Source organism: Spirosoma humi (genome assembly GCF_054776575.1).
On record NZ_BAAHBR010000008.1, the window covers coordinates 1,654,123 to 1,674,155 of the forward strand.

Below are 20,033 nucleotides of genomic sequence, written 5' to 3' on the forward strand. Positions count from 1 at the left end.
GGCCCAGTCCGAATACGATCAGTAGCCCACTACAGGAAGCAACGGTTTTCGGGTTGCGTACCGATGGCTTCTAATTGGTCAGAAAGTAGTGTTCAGCGTCAGTCACGCTGAGCGTATGTTGAACAACCTGCTCCAAAATTAGCTGAATGTCGGTAGCGATCATGGCAGGGCAAGGAACAGAATGGGTACGCGAACCTATTGAGCAAACCCGACGCCAATGCTCACAACAACCGGATTCAGGACTTGCAGGGCTGGGGTCGATGACATAAATTCGCCATCGCCCATGAGCTTATTATAGGCTTTTTCCTGCGCAGGCGTTCTGGAAACCGGAGCGCCGAGCCCGATTGATACAAATGATTTTTTATTCGGCGGTGTGAGTTTGCCGCCCTGCCAACTGGACACCATGCCCCCATAATCCCATTCGAACCCCCATAGCTTGAACGGTTTACCGTTTCGTTTTTCCAGTTCTTTCAGCGTAGTGCCAATGCGTAGTCCATCCGCCGTTGTCCAGCGGGTAGGTGCTACGGTTGGAATAGGGAGACCTTCATCGTCAACTAGTTGCGGCCGGATGCGTATCGTTTCGGGTTTCGTCCGCTTTTCGTCCGCATAAATAATTTGTACCTCATCGGAAGTGTTCTTGTACAGCGTCGTACCCATAAATTCCTCTCCTTCGGCGCCGTAGATTGTGTCGCTCGCTGTAACGACTGAAGGCCCCAAGAGTTTTACCAATTCGGCTTCGGAAGTCGTCGACTTTATTGGCCCAACCCGCTCTCCCGGTACGATCAGGAAATCATTGGAAACCGCTACCGCCCGATCGTGACCCGCTTCTTTTTCGGGAACGGTAGCGGTAAGTGACGCAGGCGGCCCGCTGCTCTCTGACTGGTTATTGGTTGTGGAACTGGACTGGCAGGCCGATAGCGAAATGGCTAGCAGAAGCAAGGGCAAAAAGGCAGATGGCATGGCTGGTCAGGGGCAACGGAAATGGACGGATAGACGGTTGAAAGACGACCGGCAGCTTCTTACTTCGTGGTCGGTTCGCCGATGATAACGGGGGCAATGTCGATCCAGGCTTCTGACTTGTCGCGCATGGTGAACTCTGTCGACACCTTGAACTTGGTCGTGGTTACATCATTTTCGATATACAACTCGCGGGGGCCGAGCATCAAACCATCTTTTTTGCCATAGATCCATTGCAGATCGAAGGTGACGACGGCTTTCTCGTTTATACCCGCGGGCATTGATATCGCCGACAAGGCGACAGAAGTCTGATCCGACTGCAAACAGTACGTAACATTGCAGGTACGAATCTGGTATCCTTTACTGACCGGAAACGCCGGTTTATTGCGACGGGTAAAGTAGGCTTTGACCGTGTACGTGATCGGGCCCGACTGTCCGGCAGGAGCCGACTTTTTCGCTTTGGTAAACGGCAACTGTATCGGTTGGGGCTGGCCTGCGACCCGTTTTGCCGTTCCCAGCAACGATCCATCGTTTCCATAAAACTCCAGTTTGTCGAACGAAAACTCGCAGGCGTAGGGGCGGTCTTTTCCGTTGGTTAGCTTGCAGGGTAGGTTAAGCGGAGGAATCTTTTTCTTAGGGTCAAACTTGATTGTCGAACTAGTAGGATTCGTCAATGTGGCCGAAAAAGGCGGTTGAGCGTAGGCCGTAAAGGACAGGGCGAGTAGCAGTAAGGCTAGAAGTAGCTGCGTTTTCATGAATTGACCGGATTACGGGTGAATAATTGATCTTAAACTTACTTTGCCAAAGGTCAGTGATGTAGAACGGGCGGGATACTAGCTTGCCGCAGACAGATCAGTCACTTGAATAATCCCGTCTTCAAGGCCTTGGCTACCGCTTCTGATTTGGAGTTGACATGCAGTTTCTCGTAGATATTGACAATGTGCGTCCGGACCGTTCCCATGCTCATGGTGCAATGGTGCGCGATGAGTTTGTAGCTGTCGCCTTCCACCAGGCGCTGCAACACTTCTTTCTCTTTATCCGTCAGCAAAAACGCATCGGTTCGCGATGACGAACCGGTTGGCTGGCGAAAGGCTTCCAGGACTTTGAACGCAATGGAGGGCGTCATCGCGGCTCCTCCGTTCATCACTTCCCGAATGGCATCAATGATTTTATCGGCAGGTGTTTTTTTTAGAAGATAACCCACGGCCCCTGCCGAGATAGCCGCGAAAATGCGGTCGACGTCTTCAAACACCGTGAGCATCAGAATTTTAGGCCGTGTTGTCTGCTCCCGGATGAGCTTGACGGCTTCGATGCCGGTACGGCCGGGCATGTCGATATCCATCAGAATGACATCCGGCTGGTTGTACACGACCTCATCGACCGCCGTGAGTGCATTCGGGTATTTTCCTGTCACGATCAGATCGTCGGTCGCGTCGAAAACCAGCGCCAGCGTTTCGCGCAGCGAGTCATTGTCATCGAAAATAGAGATACGAATCATACGCTATAAAGTCTCTACCGGTACCTTGAACATTCCATTTGTAACGACGACTTCGCGCTTTTGCTGGCTGTTGTAGGTCTTCATGGAAAACGTGCCCTCAAGGTTGCTTCCGTCAAACTTCGTTACGGTAACGGTGCCCGTTCGTCCTTCCCGGATTGTGTAATTTGTGTTTGTCTTCACGTCGATATAGCTGCCCGTACTGCCGGTTTTGCTGATATCGACAAGGGCCATTGTGCCAGCACCCGTAAATTTTTCCAGCGTGAACCCGGTCATATGGATACCGTTGTAGCCGACAAGGGTCAGGTCTTTACTCACTTTATTATACGTTGCGCTGGCCTGGTCCGATGTAAACGATTGGCCATCGATCTGGGCGGTCATGACGCCCGTACTGACCGATGCAACGGGGGTGTCGTCTTTTTTGCTGCAGGCGATCGAAAGGGCGATCAGACCAAGCACAAAACCGATTTTGAGCGTTTTCATACGATAGCTGTAGTGCGTCAGGAGGCTATCCGGGCAGGTCACGTAACCGTCGGGCCTTGTCTGACAAAAGTAGCGTATCCACCGACGCTCGTAAATCGGATAAATGTATGAGGCCTATGGGTAAACAACTAATTGCAGCAGGGTGCCCTGGCCGGGCGTCGACTTCACCGCCAGTGTGCCGCCCATGGCTTTGGCACGCTCCTGCATACTCTGCTGCCCGGTTCGGCTACTTGGCTGGCCGGTATCGAAACCCTGGCCATTGTCTTCAATGACCACTTTGAGCTGATCTTTCTGATATTCGAACCGCATGGTGGCGTGGGTTGCTTCTGAATATTTGACCAGGTTGTTGATGGCTTCCTTGCCAATCAAATAAAGGTTCCGCCGAACTTCCATCGAGATGGGCAAAACGTCGAGCGCCGGATCGGCCACCAGTGAGAAGCGAATATCCTTCGACTCCATCAGCGGCTGAGCGTACTCCTGCAACCGAATGGCGATGCGGTGCAGCGAATCGTTGCCGGGGTTGATGGTCCAGATGATCTCGTCCATGGCGTCCAGAATCTGGCGGGCATCGGTGTTGATCTTCTGGATCGCCCGCTCCACCGATTCGGGGCGGTTCTGTTCGATGAGCCCCTTGACCATGCCACTCAACAGCGAGATGCTGCTCAGGGTGCTGCCCACTTCATCGTGCAGGTCGTGGGCAATCTGTTTGCGCAGGGTCTGGGCTTCCTGGAGTCGGCGCAGGCGGGCCCGGTTGAGCAGCCAGGCCGAGACGGCGGCCCCCAGCAGCAGGGTGAGCAGTCCGCCGATGAGCAGGGCGTTGGTTTGGAGTCGTTTGTTGGTCAGTTCTTCCTCCCGGATCTGGGCCTGCTGGCGGAGCAGGTTGATCTGGTCTTGTTTTTGTTGAGTTTTGTAGTGGGCCAGCAGGCGCTGCACTTCGGCGGTGGTTCTCACGGCGGTCATCGAGTCGATGTGCTGGTTGCGCTGGAGCTGGAAGGCGTAGGCCTGCTGGAAGTTTTTCATGCCTCCATACAAATCGGCCAGTCCCTGGGTATAGATACCAATCTTGGTTTTATCGTTCAGTTCATTGGCTAATTGAAGGGCTTTTTTTATGAACCGCTCCGCTGGTTTATAATCTTTTAGTTCTTCGTAGACCTGGCCCAGGTTAAAGTAGTCCGTAGCCATCGCCGATTTAATCTGCTGTTTGGTGGTAATGGCCAGTGCCTGCTCTATGGCGTGTTTGGCTTCCTCAAGTCGGTTTACTTTTCGTAGGGCCAAACCCGTATTGACTAAAATGTCGGCCTGTAGCAAGTCTGATTCGGACTCTTTGGCGTGTTTAAGGGCTCTGCGGTAGTAGGCCAGCGCTTTTTCCGGCTGTTCCAGATTATCGTAGCATCGGCCGATATTCTGCTCGGTAATCGCCATGCCGTAAGGGCTTTTCAATTGATGGTTGAGCACGAGTGCCTGTTGAAAATACTCGATGGCTTCGCGGGGCCGCCTGGTGTCTTTCAGAGCAAGGCCGATGCCTATGTATGTATTTTCATTGCGGGGCAGAATCGCATACTGCTCCTGCATTCGAAGCGAGCGCAGGGAAATGACGAGTGCTTTTTCGTGCTGATTTACGTTGCGATACGCCGTTGCGAGGTTGGTCATCGCGTTTGCCAGTAAGCGTGGAGGGAGCTTATTGGCTTTAGCAATAGCTAATGCTTTCTGAAGATAGTCCAGGGTTTGTTGTGGCTTATCCCACAGGTAGTAATTGGCACCTAAATAGGTATTTGCCTGGTAAATGCCCAGCCCGAACTGTAATTTAATGGCTACTGTCTCGGCCGTCCGCAACAACGAGTCAGCCCGGTCATAATTGGCTTTTATTCGGGTCGTCAACTTCCCCGTTTGCAGCAGGGCATTCACGTAGTTGGTATCAGTGGCCGTATGCGTTTGTAGGTAAACCTCCAGCGAATCAAGTGATTTGGGAACCTGGCCAAACGTCTGTGTGCCAATGAATAAATTTAATATAAGAACAAATCCTACGTAGCTGTTTTTCATAGAGTATTTAAATCAGACTTATACGAATGTGAGCCAATCTATCGTAACGTCAAGGCTATTAAGCCACAAGCGCCGTGATCAGTATTAAACTAGTCCCCTGTTCGGGCGCTGAACGCACTTCTAAAGAGCCGCCCATGGCTTTGGCCCGCTGCTGCATGCTGCTCTGGCCGGTCCGCTGGCTGGGCTGGGCCGTGTCGAAACCCCGACCGTTGTCTTCGATCACCACCCGGAGCTGCTCTTTCTGATGTTCGAAGCGCATCGTCGCCTGGCTGGCCTGCGAATACTTGACCAGGTTGTTGATGGCTTCCTTGCCAATCAGATAAAGGTTTCGGCGTACTTCCATGGAAATGGGCAAAACGTCGAGAGCCGGATCGGCTACGAGCGAGAAGCGAATATCCTTCGACTCCATCAGCGGCTGAGCGTACTCTTGCAACCGGATGGCAATTCGGTGCAGCGAATCGTTACCGGGATTAAGGGTCCAGATAATTTCGTCCATGGCATCCAGAATCTGGCGGGCATCGGTATTGATCTTCTGGATCGCCCGCTCCACCGATTCGGGGCGGTTCTGTTCGATGAGCCCCTTGACCATGCCGCTGAGCAGCGAGATGCTGCTTAGGGTGCTGCCCACTTCATCATGCAGGTCATGGGCAATCTGTTTACGCAGGGCCTGGGCTTCTTCGAGCCGCCGAATCCTTGCCCGGTTCAGTAGCCAGGCCGATACGGCAGCACCGAGCAGCAGCAGCAGTACACCACCAATGAGTAGTCCATTTGTCTGTAATCGTTTGTTGGTCAGCTCTTCATTCTGGATCTGTGCCTGCTGACGGAGTAATTTTATCTGCGCTTCCTTTTTCTCGGCCTGGTATTTGGCTACCAGCCGCTGCACTTCGGCACTGGTCCGGACGGAGGTCATCGAGTCGATGTGCTGGTTCTTTTCCAGTTGAAAGACATAGGCCTGCTGGAAGTTTTTCATGCCCCCGTACAGGTCGGCCAGCCCCTGGGTGTAGTTGTCGATCTGTTCTTTGTTATTGCGTTCTCTGGCCAGTTGAAGCGCTTTTTTCAAGTACGTTTCGGCGGGTGTGTAGTATTTGAGGTCTTCGTAGATCTGTCCCAGGTTAAAGTAGGCCGTGGCCATCGTGGCTTTGTTGCCTTGTTTTTGACCAATGGCCAGCGAGCGTTTAACAAACGGAATACCTTCTTTGGGGCGGTTCGATAATTTCAGGGCCAGGCCAATATTGACCAGAATGTCGGCCTGAAGCAATTCGAATTTTACTTCTTGAGCATGCTTTAACGCTCGTTTGTAATAAGGAATCGATTTCTCGTACTGCTTGAGGTTATCATAACAAATGGCCATGTTGTTCTCGATGATGGCCAGGCCACTCGTATTTTTTGTCGACTGCATAATGGCCAGCGCTTGCTGGTAATAGGTAAGAGCCTCCTGCGGTTTATTCAACTGCCGGAAGGCGTTGCCAATACCGCCATAGGTCGTGGCGATTCGTGGCTGTACATTGTGCTGTTCCTGAAGCCGCAACGAGCGGAGTTCCATCGTCACTACTTTATCGTACTGTCCTAACTTACTCAAAGCCGCGGCTACGTTGGATATGGCCCCGCAAATGAATCGGGGATTGAGTTTGTTGCTCTCGGCCGTTGCCAGGGCTTTCTGAAAATACTCCAGCGCCTGCTGCGGTCGATCTGTCAGGTAATAAATGGATGCCCGATTGGTGTAGACTTTTGCCAGCCCCAGGCCATATTGCAGCTTTATGGCTAGCTGCTCTGATACCCAGAGTACGGAGTCCGCCCGTACATAGTCGGGGTTGGCAGTTGAGTGCAGTTCCCGGCCCAGGGTGTTCAGCGCCCGAACGTAGTTGGTATCCTGAGTCGTATGATTCTTTAAATAGATCGTTACGGAGTCGAGGCTTTGCGGCACCTGTGCCCCAACAATACCTATCGTTAAACAACTGAAATAGACAAGCAGATAAACGTTTTTCATCGGTGACAGAGTTTAGGGGCTAATTACTAATTAATTCATAGTCAACTATAAATGGTTTAGCATACGGTCATTTAAACCGCCTGCCAAATCCTTTATGACCGCAGCCCGGTGGGGTTAAAGTCGATTGATGAACACCTCATACGGTAAAAATCCTGTGCTTCCGCTTTTACTACCATGACAGAACGCTCTTACGGAGTCTGTTTATCAATGGTATTTTTCAAGTAACCCCGATCAGTGATGTATACAAAAACCATTCTCGTTGCGCTTGTCGCTTCTTTAGGCTGCCTGCTAACCACCAGGACCCTGGCACAGGGCAAAGATCAAGCGGCTGTAGCTCAGGCTGTTCAGCAATTACGACAGCTTATGATTGACCCTGATAAAGCAAAACTTGAGTCGCTGGCTTCTGACGACCTGAGTTATGGCCACTCGACGGGAAAAATAGAGGACAAGAAGGCTTTTGTCGAAGCCCTCACCAGTGGGTCATCGGATTTCAAAACGATTGATTTAACCGAAGAAACCATTACGGTGGTAGACAACACCGCCATGGTGCGGCATAAACTCATGGCCGAAACCGCCAACGATGGGAAACCTGGTCAGGCCAAACTGGCGGTTTTACTGGTCTGGGTGAAGCAGAAAGGAAACTGGAAATTATTGGCGCGTCAGGCCGTGAAAATATAACGTTTGCCCGTGTTTTCATCTCGCCAGGGGCTGTGTGTCCGCAGCCTCCTCTTAGTATGAAACTGAGTAAAACATAAACAAGCCCGCCAGAAATCTGGTGGGCTTGTTTGATTACAACCTATGATAAATTTATTAAAATTAACTCGATTCTACCGACGGACTCTCCTGAACTCTCCTGCCTGATTGGCATCTGCCTGTGTTCGTTATTTCTGCTGTGTCAGTTGCAACGAACTGTCGTTGATTTCAAACGTTTTGTTTTTCAGTAGCTTGATTATTTCGGCACCTGCCAGCAAAGCCGGCCCATAGCCGTGGGCTGCGTAGACATTGATGGGCCGATGGTAGTAAAATGCTGGGTCGAAACCCATACCCGTACCCACACAAACGCCCTCAATCTGACCATGCTGCGTAACTTTTGTCGATACGGCATTCCAGCCAAGCAGGGTTGCGGGGGCATAAGCCAGCGGATCGAGCCAGCCCTGATTGATTGCGTGCGCAAAGGCATATACGTAAATGGCTGTGGCCGACGTTTCCAGGTAGGAGTCGGGCCGGTCGAGCAGTTGATGCCAGAATCCCGAACCAGACTGCTGAGCCGCCAGGCCTTTCGCATGCGCTTTCAACAAGTCCAGAATGGCCGGGCGGCCGGGGTGGCCGGTAGGTAATACATCCAGTAATTCGACCGCTGTCAGGATACCCCACCCGTTAGCCCGCGCCCAGTGAAACTCAGGGTGAACGCTCATGCCCTCCACCCAGCCGTGCATATACAGCCCTTTCTGCGGGTTGAACATCCGTTTCGAAAACTGCGTCACCTGTTTCACCGCTTCAGCATAGTACGTCTGATCGCCGGTGAGTTTCCCCATTTGAGCCAGCGCCGGAACACTCATGAACAGATCATCGAGCCAGAGCGTATTGGGTTGTGGCCGATTACGGGCCAGGGTGCCATCGGCCAGCCGAAATTCTTTTGTCTGGATGTAGTTGATGTAGTTGTCGATCAGGGGCCGCATGTTCGCCTTAACGCCCCCAGCGCGGCTGGCCTTGATCATGGCAGCACACATGGCCCCGGCATCGTCGAGGGCGTGGGGAGCCATCACCGACCGCATTGGCGTATTGGCCTTGGGATCAGCCGTTACCTGAGCCCGGAAATATGGGACCTGCTCGGCAATAAACTGAAGCCGTTTGTTGGTGTAATCCGCGTACCGACCGTCGCCGGTGGCTTCCGTAGCGAGCAGCATCCCGGCATACGTAACGCCCCACTCGTAACTGATTAACCGAAAATCGCCGGGTTTAAAGATTGCGTTGGGATTGAAGGTACTGCCGGCAGTCAGGTCTTTCTTTGTCTCTTTGTCAATAAGTTGTGTGGGCGTGTTGGCTTCCAGATACGTGTAGATCCGGTTCAGAACCCCCGTTACATCGGCTACTTTCGGCTGGCCGTAAGGCACCGGATAGTCGGGTTGGAGCAGATGCAGGGGCGTTGTCGAATCGTTGGCTTTCGGTGCGCCCGGCTGAGCGTGCAGGGTAAGGCCGACCGTAAGGCCCGCCAGTAGTAGACCCAGTGGACGCATAGTGGATAGGTACGTTGGCATGATGGTACAGGTAGGCAATAGGAACGGAGTCGAGAGATTGGAAGCGCAGTGAGTCAGTTAATCCTGGATACTGTGATTTAGTTATCAAAGATTACACGAGGCAAATTATCCTCTATCATGTACCCTCCTGCGCCGTTAAATTTTGCCGAAGAACCTCCAAAACTTTAGGATGGCTACTTGGGTTGTTTTTCTGGGCGACTTATCTCGCCAGATTCTTACATCATTGGTTTACTCATGGCAGACAACAACAAAACCGCGCTCATCACAGGCGGCTCAAAAGGCATTGGCTACGGCGTTGCCGAGGTTTTAATTCGGGATGGTATTAAGGTGGCTATCACCAGCCGCTCATCGGTGGCCGCTGAATTGGCCGCGGCTAAATTAAATGAAATCAGGCCGGGCTACGCGCTGGGTCTGGCGGCCGACGTCCGTGATCTGGCCTCGCAGCAACGGGCTGTCGACACTATTTTGCAGCAATGGGGCCAGCTCGACTACGTCATTGCCAACGCCGGTGTAGGTCACTTTGCTCCAATTCAAGAGCTTACTCCCGAACAATGGCACGAAACCATCGACATTAACCTGACGGGGGTGTTCTATACCGCGAAAGCTACGCTGGCTGCGTTGAAAGAAACCGAGGGCTATTTTATTACGATCTCGAGTCTGGCCGGGACCAATTTCTTTGAGAAGGGTGCGGCCTATAACGCCAGTAAGTTTGGCCTGGTTGGTTTCTCGCAGGCCATTATGCTCGATTTACGCAGCGAGGGCATCAAAGTGACAACGATCATGCCCGGCTCGGTAGCCACTTACTTTAACGATCACGAGCCCACTGAGAAAGACGCCTGGAAAATACAGCCGGAAGACATTGGTCAGATCGTTGCCGACCTGATTCACATGCCCGCCCGTACGCTCCCCAGCAAGATTGAAGTTCGCCCGACGCGGCCGGGTGGGAAGTAGTTTCAGGATGGCGCAAGGCTGGAGCCAACGTGGCCCGGCCTTGCGCCATCCTGAAGGCGAATTAACTAATCTTTCAGCAGCTGCCAGGCTTCTTCGTTGCCCTGCTGAACAGCCAGATCAAGGGCAGTCAGGCCGCGCTTGTCCTGAATATATTTGTCGGCACCCGCATCCAGCATCAGTTTTACCAGGGCGTTACGGCCAAACAAGGTGGCAAACATCAGGGCGGTACCCCCGTTTCCATTTTGTATGTTCAGGTCGGCACCCCGTTCGATCAGCAAACTGGCAATTTCGGGGTAGCCTTTAAAGCAAACGCCCATCAGGGCCGTATTGCCACTCAAATCTTGCGCATTAATGTTTGCGTTCGCGTCCAATAATGTTTTCGTGGCGTCGATGTGCCCATCGTAGGCGGCTATGATCAGGGGTGTAAATCCTTTACCATCCTGTATGTTTACATCGATCTGTTCGTCAATTAGTTTTTTGATATAAGCCGTGTCACCCTTACGGGCAGCATCAAAGAGCAGGTCTTCGGGTCGATAGGAATAAAAAGACATAGACAAGTGCAGTTCAGTACGTCGAAATTGACGTTACCCGACAAGTAAACAAAAGAACACGGATTGTTTGTTTCAAAAAATGCGTGCTCTGGGTCGATAGTACGTCAGCTTTGGGAAACGATAACGACATACGGCCGACGCCCTCGTCCATCTATTGTCTGCTGGCCTGAATCGCCTGTCCGTCCCGGATCTCTTCGGAGGCTTTTTTTACGATGGTTGTTCCGGCGGGCAGATCGCCGAATACTTCGACCAAACTATCGACAACATTGCCTTTCTGAACCGATACCCACTGCGCCCGGTTGTCGTTCACTTTAATAACAAACATTTTTTCGCTCGAACTCACCACCGATGTAGTCGGAACGAACATCGTTTTGCCTGACCTTACTACGGGCATCATCACTTCGGCGTACATACCTGATTTAAGCTCGTGCGATGCGTTGGCAACGTCAAATTCGGCCATCATGGCCCGGTTGGCTTCGACCAGACTTTCGGCCGAACGAGCCAGCTTGGCATTGAAATGCCGGTCGGGCATGGCATTGACCGTGAACGAAACGGCACTTTTCCTCTGAAGTTGGTTGGCAAAGGTTTCGGGAACGGCGACCGTCAGGCGCAGCGTGCGGCTGTCTTCCAGTACGAACAACGGTTTGCCACTGTCGCCCGCACCAACCAAAGCGCCGGGGCTGATGTTCCGTTCGATTACCATGCCATCGAAAGGGGCGGTGATGGTGAGGTATTGCCGAAGTTCCGTTTTGGCCTGGTAGTTGGAGCGGGCGGCCTGCACCGTTCCTCTGGCTACGGCAACCATGGCACTATCGGCCTGCATCTTCGCCAGCGCCTGGTCCAGTTCATTGGCCGATACCGCGCCTTCCATCTTGGCCGTTTGAACCAACCGATTGTAGGTCAGTCGACTGGCGCGGGCGCGCGTTGTTTGCTCTACCAGCGTGGCTTCCTGTGCCTGAACCTGCGCCTGCGCCTGACTCAATTCAGAAATGACTTCGGGTGCGTCGAGCCGGGCAAGTACCTGTCCTTTGTGCACCCTTGTTCCCCGATCGACGACGATTTCGCGCACAAAACCTTTCACTTTGGCGAAGATATTTACCCGGTTCCAGGGCTTTAGTTCGCCCGGCAGCGTAACCCGGTTGCTGGGTTGTAGAGCTTGTACCGTTGTCACCTCAACCCGTTGTACCTCGGGTTCTTTGGTAGCCGCCGGTTTATTATCGCTGCTGGCTGACGAACAGGCCGTAAAGCCAACGGCAACGGAGGTTATTCCGATTAGATATAAGAGCAGTTTCATTTGATTAATGAGCTAGTAAGTGATTATAAATTCGGGATTAGCTTGTCGCATAGCAACTGGATAATTGTCGTGAAGGGCTTCTCTGAGTTAAGGCGTGGTCCGTGCGGATACGGACCACGCCTTGACTTAGTGACTACGCGCTGGTGCTCAGTTCGTGGTGATAGAATTTGCTCTCCGGATCTTCCGGGTCAAGAGACACCGACTGGGTTGTCGCTTTGGTCTGGAATTGGGTGAATACGCAGGGCAGAATCAGTAACGCAGCCAGCGTCGAGGCAATCAGTCCACCGATAACGGCCTGACCAAGCGGGGCAATCTGATCGCCCCCTTCCCCAAGGCCCGAAGCCATCGGTACCATGCCGGCAATCATGGCGATACTGGTCATCAGAATCGGGCGAATCCGGCTGTTGGCAGCCAGCACGACGGCCTTGCGCGTGTCGCCAATTTCCAGGCGCAGGTTCTCGGCATTCGTGACCATCAGAATGGCGTTGGCTACCGACACGCCCACCGACATAATCAGACCCATGTACGATTGCAGGTTGAGCGTAGCGCCACAGGCCAGCAGCATGAGCAGGGCTCCGGCTACCACCGCCGGAATGGCCGCCAGAATCACCAGCGACAGCTTGAAGGACTGGTAGTTGGCAGCCAGCAGTAAGAAAATAATCACAATAGCGACCAGTAGACCCGTTTGCAAACTGCTCAGCGTATCGGTCAGGAGACTGGTTTGCCCACCCAGTTCGACCAGTACACCACGAGGGGGTTCACCCGCTTCTTTGATGGCCTGCTGAACGGCTTTCTGGGCCGTACCCAAATCTTTTTTCTGCAAATTGGCCGTGATCGTGACGAGACGGTTTGGTCCGGCCCGGTCGTATTCGCCCGGTGCTGTGCCTTCCGAGAAGGTGGCTACGTCGGACAGGAGCGGGTGCATTTCTCCACTCTTCAGCGGAATATTACCAATGTCGCTGGCGCTGCTCATTTGATATTCCGGGATCTGCACCTGTACCTGATAGGCCAGCCCTTTCGATTCATCGAGCCAAAGGTTTTTATCTGTAAACCGGCTGGACGAAGTTGCCGCTACCATTGACCGGGCTACCTGCGTAGAGGTAACGCCCAACTGGCCTGCCCGTTCGCGGTTCATCGTCACTTTCAGGATAGGGTAGGCCAGCGGTTGGGCAATCTGAACATCGCGCAGAAAGTCGATCTTCGTCATTCGCTCCCGAATTTTGTTAGCAAACCGACCAGCTTCCGGTAGATCTTTGGCCGCAACCGTCACTTCGATGGGCGTGGATGCGCCCTGACTCATGATCTTTTCCGTCAGCTCGATTGGCTCGAAGGAAATGTTGGCGGTTGGTAACGCCTTCGCAATGCGTGCCCGGAGGTCTTCTTTCAGGTTGTCCATGTTCACGGGGTGTTCTTCTTTCAACGAAACCTGCAACACGGCTTCGTGCGGACCACTGTTGAACACGAAAATGTTGGACGTACCGTAACTGGACGGAACCGTGCCGACGTAGGCCGAAGAGATTTCGACGTTGTCTGCACCGACGGCTTGTTTGATGATATCGAGTACTTTCAACGTGGCCGTCTCGGTGCGTTCCACCCGTGTCCCATCGGGAATCCGCAGCCGCATCTGAAACTGGTGACTGTTGCCGTGGGGCAGAATGTCGGTGCCAATGACCATGAAACAGACGACAATAACGGCCAGACTACCGGCGAGATAGCCACCCACGACCAGCTTCCGGCGGTTCAGGACCTTGTCCAGTAATGACGAATACCGTTGCTTGAACTTATCAAAGCCCGTGACCTTGGCTGCCGGATGATCGCCTTCGTGCAGCATGGCGTGGCGCTCCTGTGCATCGAGGGCCAGCGTGGGTGCTTCATGGGGAGGATGGCTTTTGAGCAGCCAGTTCGCCAGTACCGGTACGAACGTTTGCGAAAGCAGAAACGACGCAATCATGGCGAACCCAACGGACAACGACAGGGGCAGGAACATGGAACGTGGTACGCCACTCATGACGAAAGCCGGAGCGAATACGGCCAGAATGGCCAGCAAAATCAGAAATTCGGGGAAGACGATTTCCTTACAGGCATCCCAGATGGCAACAGCCTTGGGCTTACCCGTTTCCAGGTGCTGGTGAATATTCTCGATCGTTACCGTGGCCTGGTCAACCAGAATCCCGATGGCCAATGCCAGACCCGATAAGGTCATGATGTTGATGGTTTGACCGCACAGATTCAGCATGATCACCGCCGACAGAATCGAAATTGGAATTGTGACTACCACAATGATAACACTGCGCCAGTCGCGCAGAAACAGCAGCACCATCAGCCCCGTGAGAACGGCCCCTAAAATGCCTTCCGTAACCAGGCTTTTGAGGGCGTTGGTCACGTAGACCGACTGGTCGAATTCGTAGGAAATCTTGACATCTTCCGGCACCGCAGCGCGAAGGTCGGGCATGGCTTTACGGATGTTGCTGACCACATCCAGCGTAGAGGCATCCGACTTTTTAACCACCGGAATATACACCGCCCGGCGACCGTTTACCAGGGCGTAACCCACCGTTACGTCGGCACCATCTTCGACCGTACCAATATCCCGAACGAACACCGTAGGGCCAGAACCTACCCGAATCGGAATGTTGAGGAAGTCTTCGGGCCGTCTCACCAGTGAGTTGACGGGCGTCATGAGGGCTTTCTCTCCAATGCGTATATTTCCGGCGGGCGATGGCTGGTTGTTGATGATAATGGATTTGATAACCTCCTCGGGCGTAAGCTGATAGCTACGAACCAACTGCGGGTTGACTTTGATAATGACCGTTCGCTGGTTGCCGCCGAAGGGTGGGGGACTGGATACGCCCGGAATACGGGAGAACATGGGCCGCACCCGCGATGAGGCATAATCCTGAATTTCATTCAGCGAGCGGCTAGCGCTTTCAAACACTAACTGCCCTACCGGTACCGAACTGGCATCGAACCGAACTACCTGGGGCGGCACGGTTCCTTCGGGCATATAGGCTTTGGCGCGCGAAACGTTGTTGGCTACCTCAGCCGCAGCCTGGGCCATGTCGGTGCCGGGGTAGAACGAGAGTTTGATGAGCGATAAGCCCTGAATCGTTTTGACGTCGATGTCCCGAATGCCCGATACATACAGGAAGTGATCCTGATAGCGGGTTGCAATGAAGCCATCCATCTGATCGGGAGCCATACCCCCGTACGGTTGTACGACATAGATCGTGGGCAGATCGAGGCTCGGGAAAATATCGACCGGAATGGTGAACAGCGACATCACCGAGAAGAACAGGAGGCCCATGACCGCCACAACCACCGAAATTGGTTTTCTCAGCGCGGAACGAATGATGTTGTACATAGTTATTCGGTTTATTTAACCTGGTTCATGAACAGGGATAAGTCCCCCTCGGCGGCCGCCTTCAGCAGAAGATAGCGCCACACGTTACTGGTGGCTACGTAGCCATCGACTTCGGCGCGGTTAAGGGTTACGACGCTCTGGAGCAACGTCGGTAAATCGGTCAGGCCGCTCTGGTAACGCGAGTTGGCCTGGTTGTAGGCCTGCTTGGCGGCCTGAAGCTGAACGGGGGCCTGACGAGCCTGTTCCAGGGCTACCTGGTACTGCGTTTCGGCTTCCTGATATTGCCGGGTGATTTGCAGACGTTGGGTCGTAAATAATTGCCGCGACCGTTCGACCAGAAACTGATCCGCGCGATAGTCCTGCCGAACCCGCAGGATATTGGTCAGATTCCAGCGGGCCACAATGCCAACCAGGTAATTCCCGACCTGATAGCCCAGACCGTTTGTCTGGTTAGCCAGAAAAACATCGCCCTGATTCGAAAAACCGGACCCACGGGCATTTCCGACACCCACCAATGAGATCGTTGGCATTCCGGATCGTTGCGTAGCCAGACTGCGGGCTGCCGATAAATTGATTTGCGACTGGAATAGCCGCAATGTTGGGTTTTTGGGCGAGATAGAGTCAGACAGGAAAGTGCCGTTGGGCAGACTCGTGTAAAAGCGCATGCTATCGACCTGTAGATTGGGCTGAATTTGTCCGGCCAATTCGGAGAGCCGCAGTCGCTGGACCTGTTCCTGTTGTTGGCTGCTTAACAGAAGCAACCGCGCCCGAACGGCCTCCGCCGTAGCCAGTGAGCTATCGACACCCGCCCGCATTCCCGACCGGACGCCTGAATCAACGACGCGTTTGAAGGTTTGCGCCCGCTCCAGGTTACTCCGCTGAATCTGAACCAGCTTCTGATTGATAAGCAGGAGTAGATAGGCGTCGATCGTGCGAACCTGATGCTGGAAAATCTCATTTTCGTAATCAACCCGACTCCGTTGCAAATCGGCTTCGGCAACGGCGATATTGGCTTTAATGCGTCCGAAGTTAATGGCCCGCCACTCGATTACGGCACTGGTAAAGCTGCCAAAACTAGCCTGTGAGATCGCCGTTGGCCGAACGCCACCCGACGTCGAAATAGCCGTGCCTTCATTCGGGAAAAACGACCCGTTGAGGCTGTTGGTCGTCGCGTAGGTGTACTGGTCCTGGACAATGAGCGAGGGTAACAGGTCTGTCCGGCTGGCTTTTATGCGTCGCTCGGCGCTGCTGACTTCGGCTTGTTTCGCTTTCAGAAATGGGTACTGCCGAACGCTCTGGTCAACGATCTGATTGAGCGTCGTTGTCTGGCTTTGTGCCTGAAACGCGAGCAGACTCATGCTGAACAGAAGTAGCCCGCCTGCCTTTCTGGGACAGACAACACGGGCCGGGAATCGGTTTGACAAATGACGGATAGGTGTCTCTTTCATGGACAACACCCGGCCGAACTAAGCTGACTTACGACCAGGTGTCTACAAAACAAGAAGGCAATGTTGGAAACATTTGGGAAAACGGGCGTTTGGCGACTGATTTACGTAATTTTTTGAGAGCGTAACTCGCTTTAACTTTATACAAATGAATTATGAGCTTTTTTTTGTCATTCTGACGCAGGAAGAATCTTAAACTATCCCAACTCAGAAGTAAGGAAATATCAAGATTCTTCCTGCGTCAGAATGACAAAAAAAGCAGAACCAGGAGACGGACGGCCTGATCATCTCCCAAATATTTCCAACATTGACGACTACTTTAGGGGTTTACTAGCTTGGGTAACGTCATGAAAGTATTGGTTGTTGAGGATGAACAGGGACTGGCCGAAAGCATCACGGAGTACATGGTGAAGGACGGCTATATATGCGAAATGGCTGCTACGTTTCAGGAGGCAGAAGAGAAAATTCACCTGTACACCTACGACTGCGTTATCGTCGATCTGACCCTGCCCGATGGCAATGGATTTCAGATCATCGAAAAACTCAAACGACTCATTGCAACCACGGGCGTAATTATTATATCGGCGCGCAACGCCCTGGAAGACAAGTTGAAAGGCCTGGAAATTGGCTCTGACGATTACCTGACCAAACCATTTCACCTGTCGGAGCTCAACGCCCGGGTTAAATCACTAATGCGCCGACGGCAATTCGGTGGGCATACTGAAATTCGATTTCGGGAGATCGTTGTAGTGCCTCATACCCGAAACGTGTTCGTGTCGGGGCAGGCCACGCCACTGTCCCGGAAAGAATATGATCTGCTGCTTTATTTTCTGTCGAATGTGGACGTCGCCCTCACCAAAGCCTCGATTGCCGAACACCTCTGGGGCGACAACATCGACTCCGCCGATTCGTTCGATATGGTGTACTCGCACATTAAAAATCTTCGTCGCAAATTGCTGGAAAAAGGGGCCGCCGACTACGTACAATCCATTTACGGCATCGGCTATAAATTCGGTCAATCTTGAAACTTCTCACCAAAACCAATCGAATCTACCTGGCCTTTTCGCTGGTTATCTACCTGCTGACGGCGATTGCGTTTTACCAGATCATTCGGCTGGTTATTTACGATGAAGTCGAGAACCGGCTGCGGGTCGAGAAGCGTGATTTCGAATCGTACGTTCGAGTCCACAACGCCTGGTCGAACATTCCCTATTTTGTCGAGAACAAAATTGACGTGATACCCGTGACGGGAAAGGCTACGCATGGGGAGGAGTTTTCGGATACGCTCATTCTGAATCGGTACGATGATGAGCTTACGCCCTTTCGGCAACTGACGTTTTACCAGCCTATTCAGGGCGTTGTGCATCGGGTCGAGATTCGTAAATCCCTGATTCAGACCTACCGGCTCATTGAAGTCATGACGGTGGCGATGATGCTTTTTCTGGGCCTGTTGCTGGTAGGTACGTTCTGGTTCCAGGGCAAGCTGTCGGGGCGGCTCTGGTATCCCTTTTACGATACGCTGGCCCGTATCAAGGGCTTCGATTTAAGCAGTGGTACGTCGCTTGCGCTGGATAAACCCCAGATAACCGAGTTTAAGGAGTTGAACGATGTGTTACAGAAGATGGCCGACAAGATGCAGCAGGACTACCGGAGTCTGAAGGAGTTTACCGAAAACGCATCTCACGAAATGCAGACTCCCCTGGCGCTTATCAATGCCAAAGTGGAACAACTCATTCAGAGCGAGCAGCTAACCGAAACACAAACGCACTGGATTGAAAGTATCTACCAGGCTTCCCGGCGTATATCGCGCCTGAATCAGGGCCTGTTGCTGCTGGCCAAAATTGAAAATCGGCAATTCAACGATAGTCAGACAATCGATCTTGCCAGTCTGCTGACCGAAAAGTTAACGGATATGGAAGAAGTACTATCGTTCAAAGAATTGTCGGTAAGTATGCAGGCTGTGGAGCCGTTTGAGGTGGAGTTGCCCCCCGCCCTGGCCGATATTCTGGTGACGAACCTGGTCAATAACGCCATCAAACACAACCTGGTCAATGGCCGGATCGATCTGGTGTCGACTACCGATCAGTTATGCCTGAGCAATACGGGTGGTCAGTTGACATCATCGCCGGAGCGGCTGTTCGAGCGGTTCAAGAAAGAAAGTACAGGTCCCGACTCGGTAGGACTGGGTTTGTCCATTATCCGACAGATCGGTAACAGTTACGGCTTAAACATCGACTACCAGGAAACCAGCGGCATCCACCAGTTTTGCCTTACCCGGTCGCAGCCTTAATCGGGTTGCGTCGGGAGTCTCTCCGAGGTACTCCGGCGTTTCAGCCGGTACGTAAGCCCCACAACCAGGTTGTTTTTTCCCGTCGCCAACTGAGGAGTGAAGATGCCCTGATCGAAATTAGCCGCGTTGTAATTGGTCTGATTTACCCAGCCCAGTTGCAAAATCCATTGCTGGTCGAACTGGTAGCCGACGCCCGCATACAGTCGGTTCCGTTCAAATGTTGGCCCAACGGGGTTAAGGAAAACCTCATCGTACACCGACAGGAAAGCCGTTTTCGCCGTGACTGTGTGGTTATTGAGTGGCACAAACATGTTGAGCCGGTAGCGGATACGACTTCGGTAGGGCGTTGTTCCATCACGAAACGTGAACCAGCGCTGCTCTACCCGGTAGCGATGTTCAAATTTCAGCCGGGTCAGGTACTGGTTAATGATAAGCTGTTCCCACAGTCGTTTTTCGGTATTCAGCGGCCCGTCGGATAGGGCCTGATAATCGTACGTCGCATAGCGGCCACCCGCCACCGTCAGCGTAAAGTTTTTGTCAAGGTCGTAGCTGACGCCACCTTTCAATTCATTGTAGAAAAATTGGTTGAACACGCCATTGGCGCGGCCCTGTACTTCGGCAAAACCACCCCATTTTTTTTCGCCAGCAGGCAGTTGGACGGTGGCGATCAGCCAGGTTCCCCAGGGGGAGGAGGGAGTGAGCGATGTTTGAGCAAGACTACGGCTAACGCTACTGACAAGAAGTATGGTTAGTAGGGCAAAAGCAAATTGAACGCGGGTCACGATGGATTGGTATAATACAGTAGCGTAAAATTACTCACCATTACTGTCGTGTGAAACCAGCGGACTAATCCTTAATAATTTGGTAATCTGGACATCCAGGCCGTTAACCAATAAATGGGTATGCGTTTCCCGCAATTAC

General features: G+C 52.8%; 16 protein-coding genes. 4 read left to right on the plus strand and 12 right to left on the minus strand.

The annotated features are described in order from the left end of the window. Positions 1–195 precede the first annotated feature (195 nt). The 6 genes from ACYU8Y_RS15525 to ACYU8Y_RS15550 all read right to left on the minus strand — a co-directional run bounded on the left by ACYU8Y_RS15525 (position 196) and on the right by ACYU8Y_RS15550 (position 6,962). Entirely contained in the window at positions 196–960 is a 765-nt protein-coding gene (locus ACYU8Y_RS15525) for a hypothetical protein (RefSeq protein ID WP_460938776.1), read from the minus strand. A 59-nt stretch (positions 961–1,019) separates the two neighbouring features. Continuing rightward, a complete protein-coding gene (locus ACYU8Y_RS15530) occupies positions 1,020–1,712 on the minus strand; it encodes a hypothetical protein (protein WP_460938778.1) in 693 nt (230 codons plus the stop codon). Between the two features lie 101 nt (positions 1,713–1,813). Continuing rightward, complete coding sequence (locus tag ACYU8Y_RS15535) at positions 1,814–2,455, minus strand: response regulator (RefSeq protein WP_460938780.1); 642 nt, start codon at positions 2,453–2,455, stop codon at positions 1,814–1,816. 3 nt (positions 2,456–2,458) lie between these two features. Then, entirely contained in the window at positions 2,459–2,935 is a 477-nt protein-coding gene (locus ACYU8Y_RS15540; RefSeq protein ID WP_460938782.1) for a DUF6252 domain-containing protein, read from the minus strand. Positions 2,936–3,049: 114 nt separating this feature from the next. Then, on the minus strand, positions 3,050–4,975 hold the full coding sequence (locus ACYU8Y_RS15545) for a tetratricopeptide repeat-containing sensor histidine kinase (protein ID WP_460938784.1): 1,926 nt from the start codon (positions 4,973–4,975) through the stop codon (positions 3,050–3,052). Between the two features lie 58 nt (positions 4,976–5,033). Next, entirely contained in the window at positions 5,034–6,962 is a 1,929-nt protein-coding gene (locus ACYU8Y_RS15550) for a tetratricopeptide repeat-containing sensor histidine kinase (RefSeq protein WP_460938785.1), read from the minus strand. Between the two features lie 237 nt (positions 6,963–7,199). On the opposite strand from ACYU8Y_RS15550, the gene ACYU8Y_RS15555 reads away from it, so the two are divergent. Continuing rightward, a complete protein-coding gene (locus ACYU8Y_RS15555) occupies positions 7,200–7,640 on the plus strand; it encodes a nuclear transport factor 2 family protein (protein WP_460938787.1) in 441 nt (146 codons plus the stop codon). A gap of 203 nt (positions 7,641–7,843) precedes the next feature. On the opposite strand, the gene ACYU8Y_RS15560 is transcribed toward ACYU8Y_RS15555, so the two are convergent. Beyond that, positions 7,844–9,199, minus strand: a complete 1,356-nt coding sequence (locus ACYU8Y_RS15560; protein WP_460938789.1) for a glycoside hydrolase family 88/105 protein — start codon at positions 9,197–9,199, stop codon at positions 7,844–7,846. A gap of 255 nt (positions 9,200–9,454) precedes the next feature. Between ACYU8Y_RS15560 and ACYU8Y_RS15565 the strand changes: the two genes are divergently transcribed. Next, positions 9,455–10,171, plus strand: a complete 717-nt coding sequence (locus ACYU8Y_RS15565; RefSeq protein WP_460938791.1) for an SDR family oxidoreductase — start codon at positions 9,455–9,457, stop codon at positions 10,169–10,171. A gap of 65 nt (positions 10,172–10,236) precedes the next feature. On the opposite strand, the gene ACYU8Y_RS15570 is transcribed toward ACYU8Y_RS15565, so the two are convergent. From ACYU8Y_RS15570 to ACYU8Y_RS15585, 4 genes are all read right to left on the minus strand, one after another. After that, a complete protein-coding gene (locus ACYU8Y_RS15570) occupies positions 10,237–10,722 on the minus strand; it encodes an ankyrin repeat domain-containing protein (protein WP_460938793.1) in 486 nt (161 codons plus the stop codon). A gap of 151 nt (positions 10,723–10,873) precedes the next feature. After that, positions 10,874–12,016, minus strand: a complete 1,143-nt coding sequence (locus ACYU8Y_RS15575; RefSeq protein WP_460938795.1) for an efflux RND transporter periplasmic adaptor subunit — start codon at positions 12,014–12,016, stop codon at positions 10,874–10,876. Between the two features lie 133 nt (positions 12,017–12,149). Then, positions 12,150–15,377: an efflux RND transporter permease subunit gene (locus ACYU8Y_RS15580; protein WP_460938797.1), complete on the minus strand. Its 3,228-nt coding sequence runs from the start codon at positions 15,375–15,377 to the stop codon at positions 12,150–12,152. An 11-nt stretch (positions 15,378–15,388) separates the two neighbouring features. Then, complete coding sequence (locus ACYU8Y_RS15585; RefSeq protein ID WP_460938799.1) at positions 15,389–16,825, minus strand: TolC family protein; 1,437 nt, start codon at positions 16,823–16,825, stop codon at positions 15,389–15,391. 344 nt (positions 16,826–17,169) lie between these two features. On the opposite strand from ACYU8Y_RS15585, the gene ACYU8Y_RS15590 reads away from it, so the two are divergent. Together ACYU8Y_RS15590 and ACYU8Y_RS15595 are read left to right on the plus strand one after the other, a co-directional pair. Beyond that, positions 17,170–17,847 carry a response regulator transcription factor gene (locus ACYU8Y_RS15590; protein WP_460938801.1) on the plus strand — a complete coding sequence of 226 codons (678 nt, stop codon included), beginning with the start codon at positions 17,170–17,172 and terminating at the stop codon, positions 17,845–17,847. Beyond that, entirely contained in the window at positions 17,844–19,112 is a 1,269-nt protein-coding gene (locus ACYU8Y_RS15595) for a sensor histidine kinase (RefSeq protein WP_460938803.1), read from the plus strand. The genes ACYU8Y_RS15590 and ACYU8Y_RS15595 overlap by 4 nt, the downstream gene beginning before the upstream one ends. Here the strand turns inward: ACYU8Y_RS15595 and ACYU8Y_RS15600 are convergent. Next, complete coding sequence (locus ACYU8Y_RS15600; RefSeq protein ID WP_460938805.1) at positions 19,109–19,894, minus strand: DUF2490 domain-containing protein; 786 nt, start codon at positions 19,892–19,894, stop codon at positions 19,109–19,111. The two genes, ACYU8Y_RS15595 and ACYU8Y_RS15600, sit on opposite strands and share 4 nt — an antisense overlap. Positions 19,895–20,033: the final 139 nt, after the last annotated feature.

Coding starts and splice junctions, on each gene's coding strand:
- ACYU8Y_RS15525 (WP_460938776.1), bottom strand. CDS start 960: ATGCCATCTGCCTTTTTGCCCTTGCTTCTGCTAGCCATTTCGCTATCG.
- ACYU8Y_RS15530 (WP_460938778.1), bottom strand. CDS start 1,712: ATGAAAACGCAGCTACTTCTAGCCTTACTGCTACTCGCCCTGTCCTTT.
- ACYU8Y_RS15535 (WP_460938780.1), bottom strand. CDS start 2,455: ATGATTCGTATCTCTATTTTCGATGACAATGACTCGCTGCGCGAAACG.
- ACYU8Y_RS15540 (WP_460938782.1), bottom strand. CDS start 2,935: ATGAAAACGCTCAAAATCGGTTTTGTGCTTGGTCTGATCGCCCTTTCG.
- ACYU8Y_RS15545 (WP_460938784.1), bottom strand. CDS start 4,975: ATGAAAAACAGCTACGTAGGATTTGTTCTTATATTAAATTTATTCATT.
- ACYU8Y_RS15550 (WP_460938785.1), bottom strand. CDS start 6,962: ATGAAAAACGTTTATCTGCTTGTCTATTTCAGTTGTTTAACGATAGGT.
- ACYU8Y_RS15555 (WP_460938787.1), top strand. CDS start 7,200: ATGTATACAAAAACCATTCTCGTTGCGCTTGTCGCTTCTTTAGGCTGC.
- ACYU8Y_RS15560 (WP_460938789.1), bottom strand. CDS start 9,199: ATGCGTCCACTGGGTCTACTACTGGCGGGCCTTACGGTCGGCCTTACC.
- ACYU8Y_RS15565 (WP_460938791.1), top strand. CDS start 9,455: ATGGCAGACAACAACAAAACCGCGCTCATCACAGGCGGCTCAAAAGGC.
- ACYU8Y_RS15570 (WP_460938793.1), bottom strand. CDS start 10,722: ATGTCTTTTTATTCCTATCGACCCGAAGACCTGCTCTTTGATGCTGCC.
- ACYU8Y_RS15575 (WP_460938795.1), bottom strand. CDS start 12,016: ATGAAACTGCTCTTATATCTAATCGGAATAACCTCCGTTGCCGTTGGC.
- ACYU8Y_RS15580 (WP_460938797.1), bottom strand. CDS start 15,377: ATGTACAACATCATTCGTTCCGCGCTGAGAAAACCAATTTCGGTGGTT.
- ACYU8Y_RS15585 (WP_460938799.1), bottom strand. CDS start 16,825: ATGAAAGAGACACCTATCCGTCATTTGTCAAACCGATTCCCGGCCCGT.
- ACYU8Y_RS15590 (WP_460938801.1), top strand. CDS start 17,170: ATGAAAGTATTGGTTGTTGAGGATGAACAGGGACTGGCCGAAAGCATC.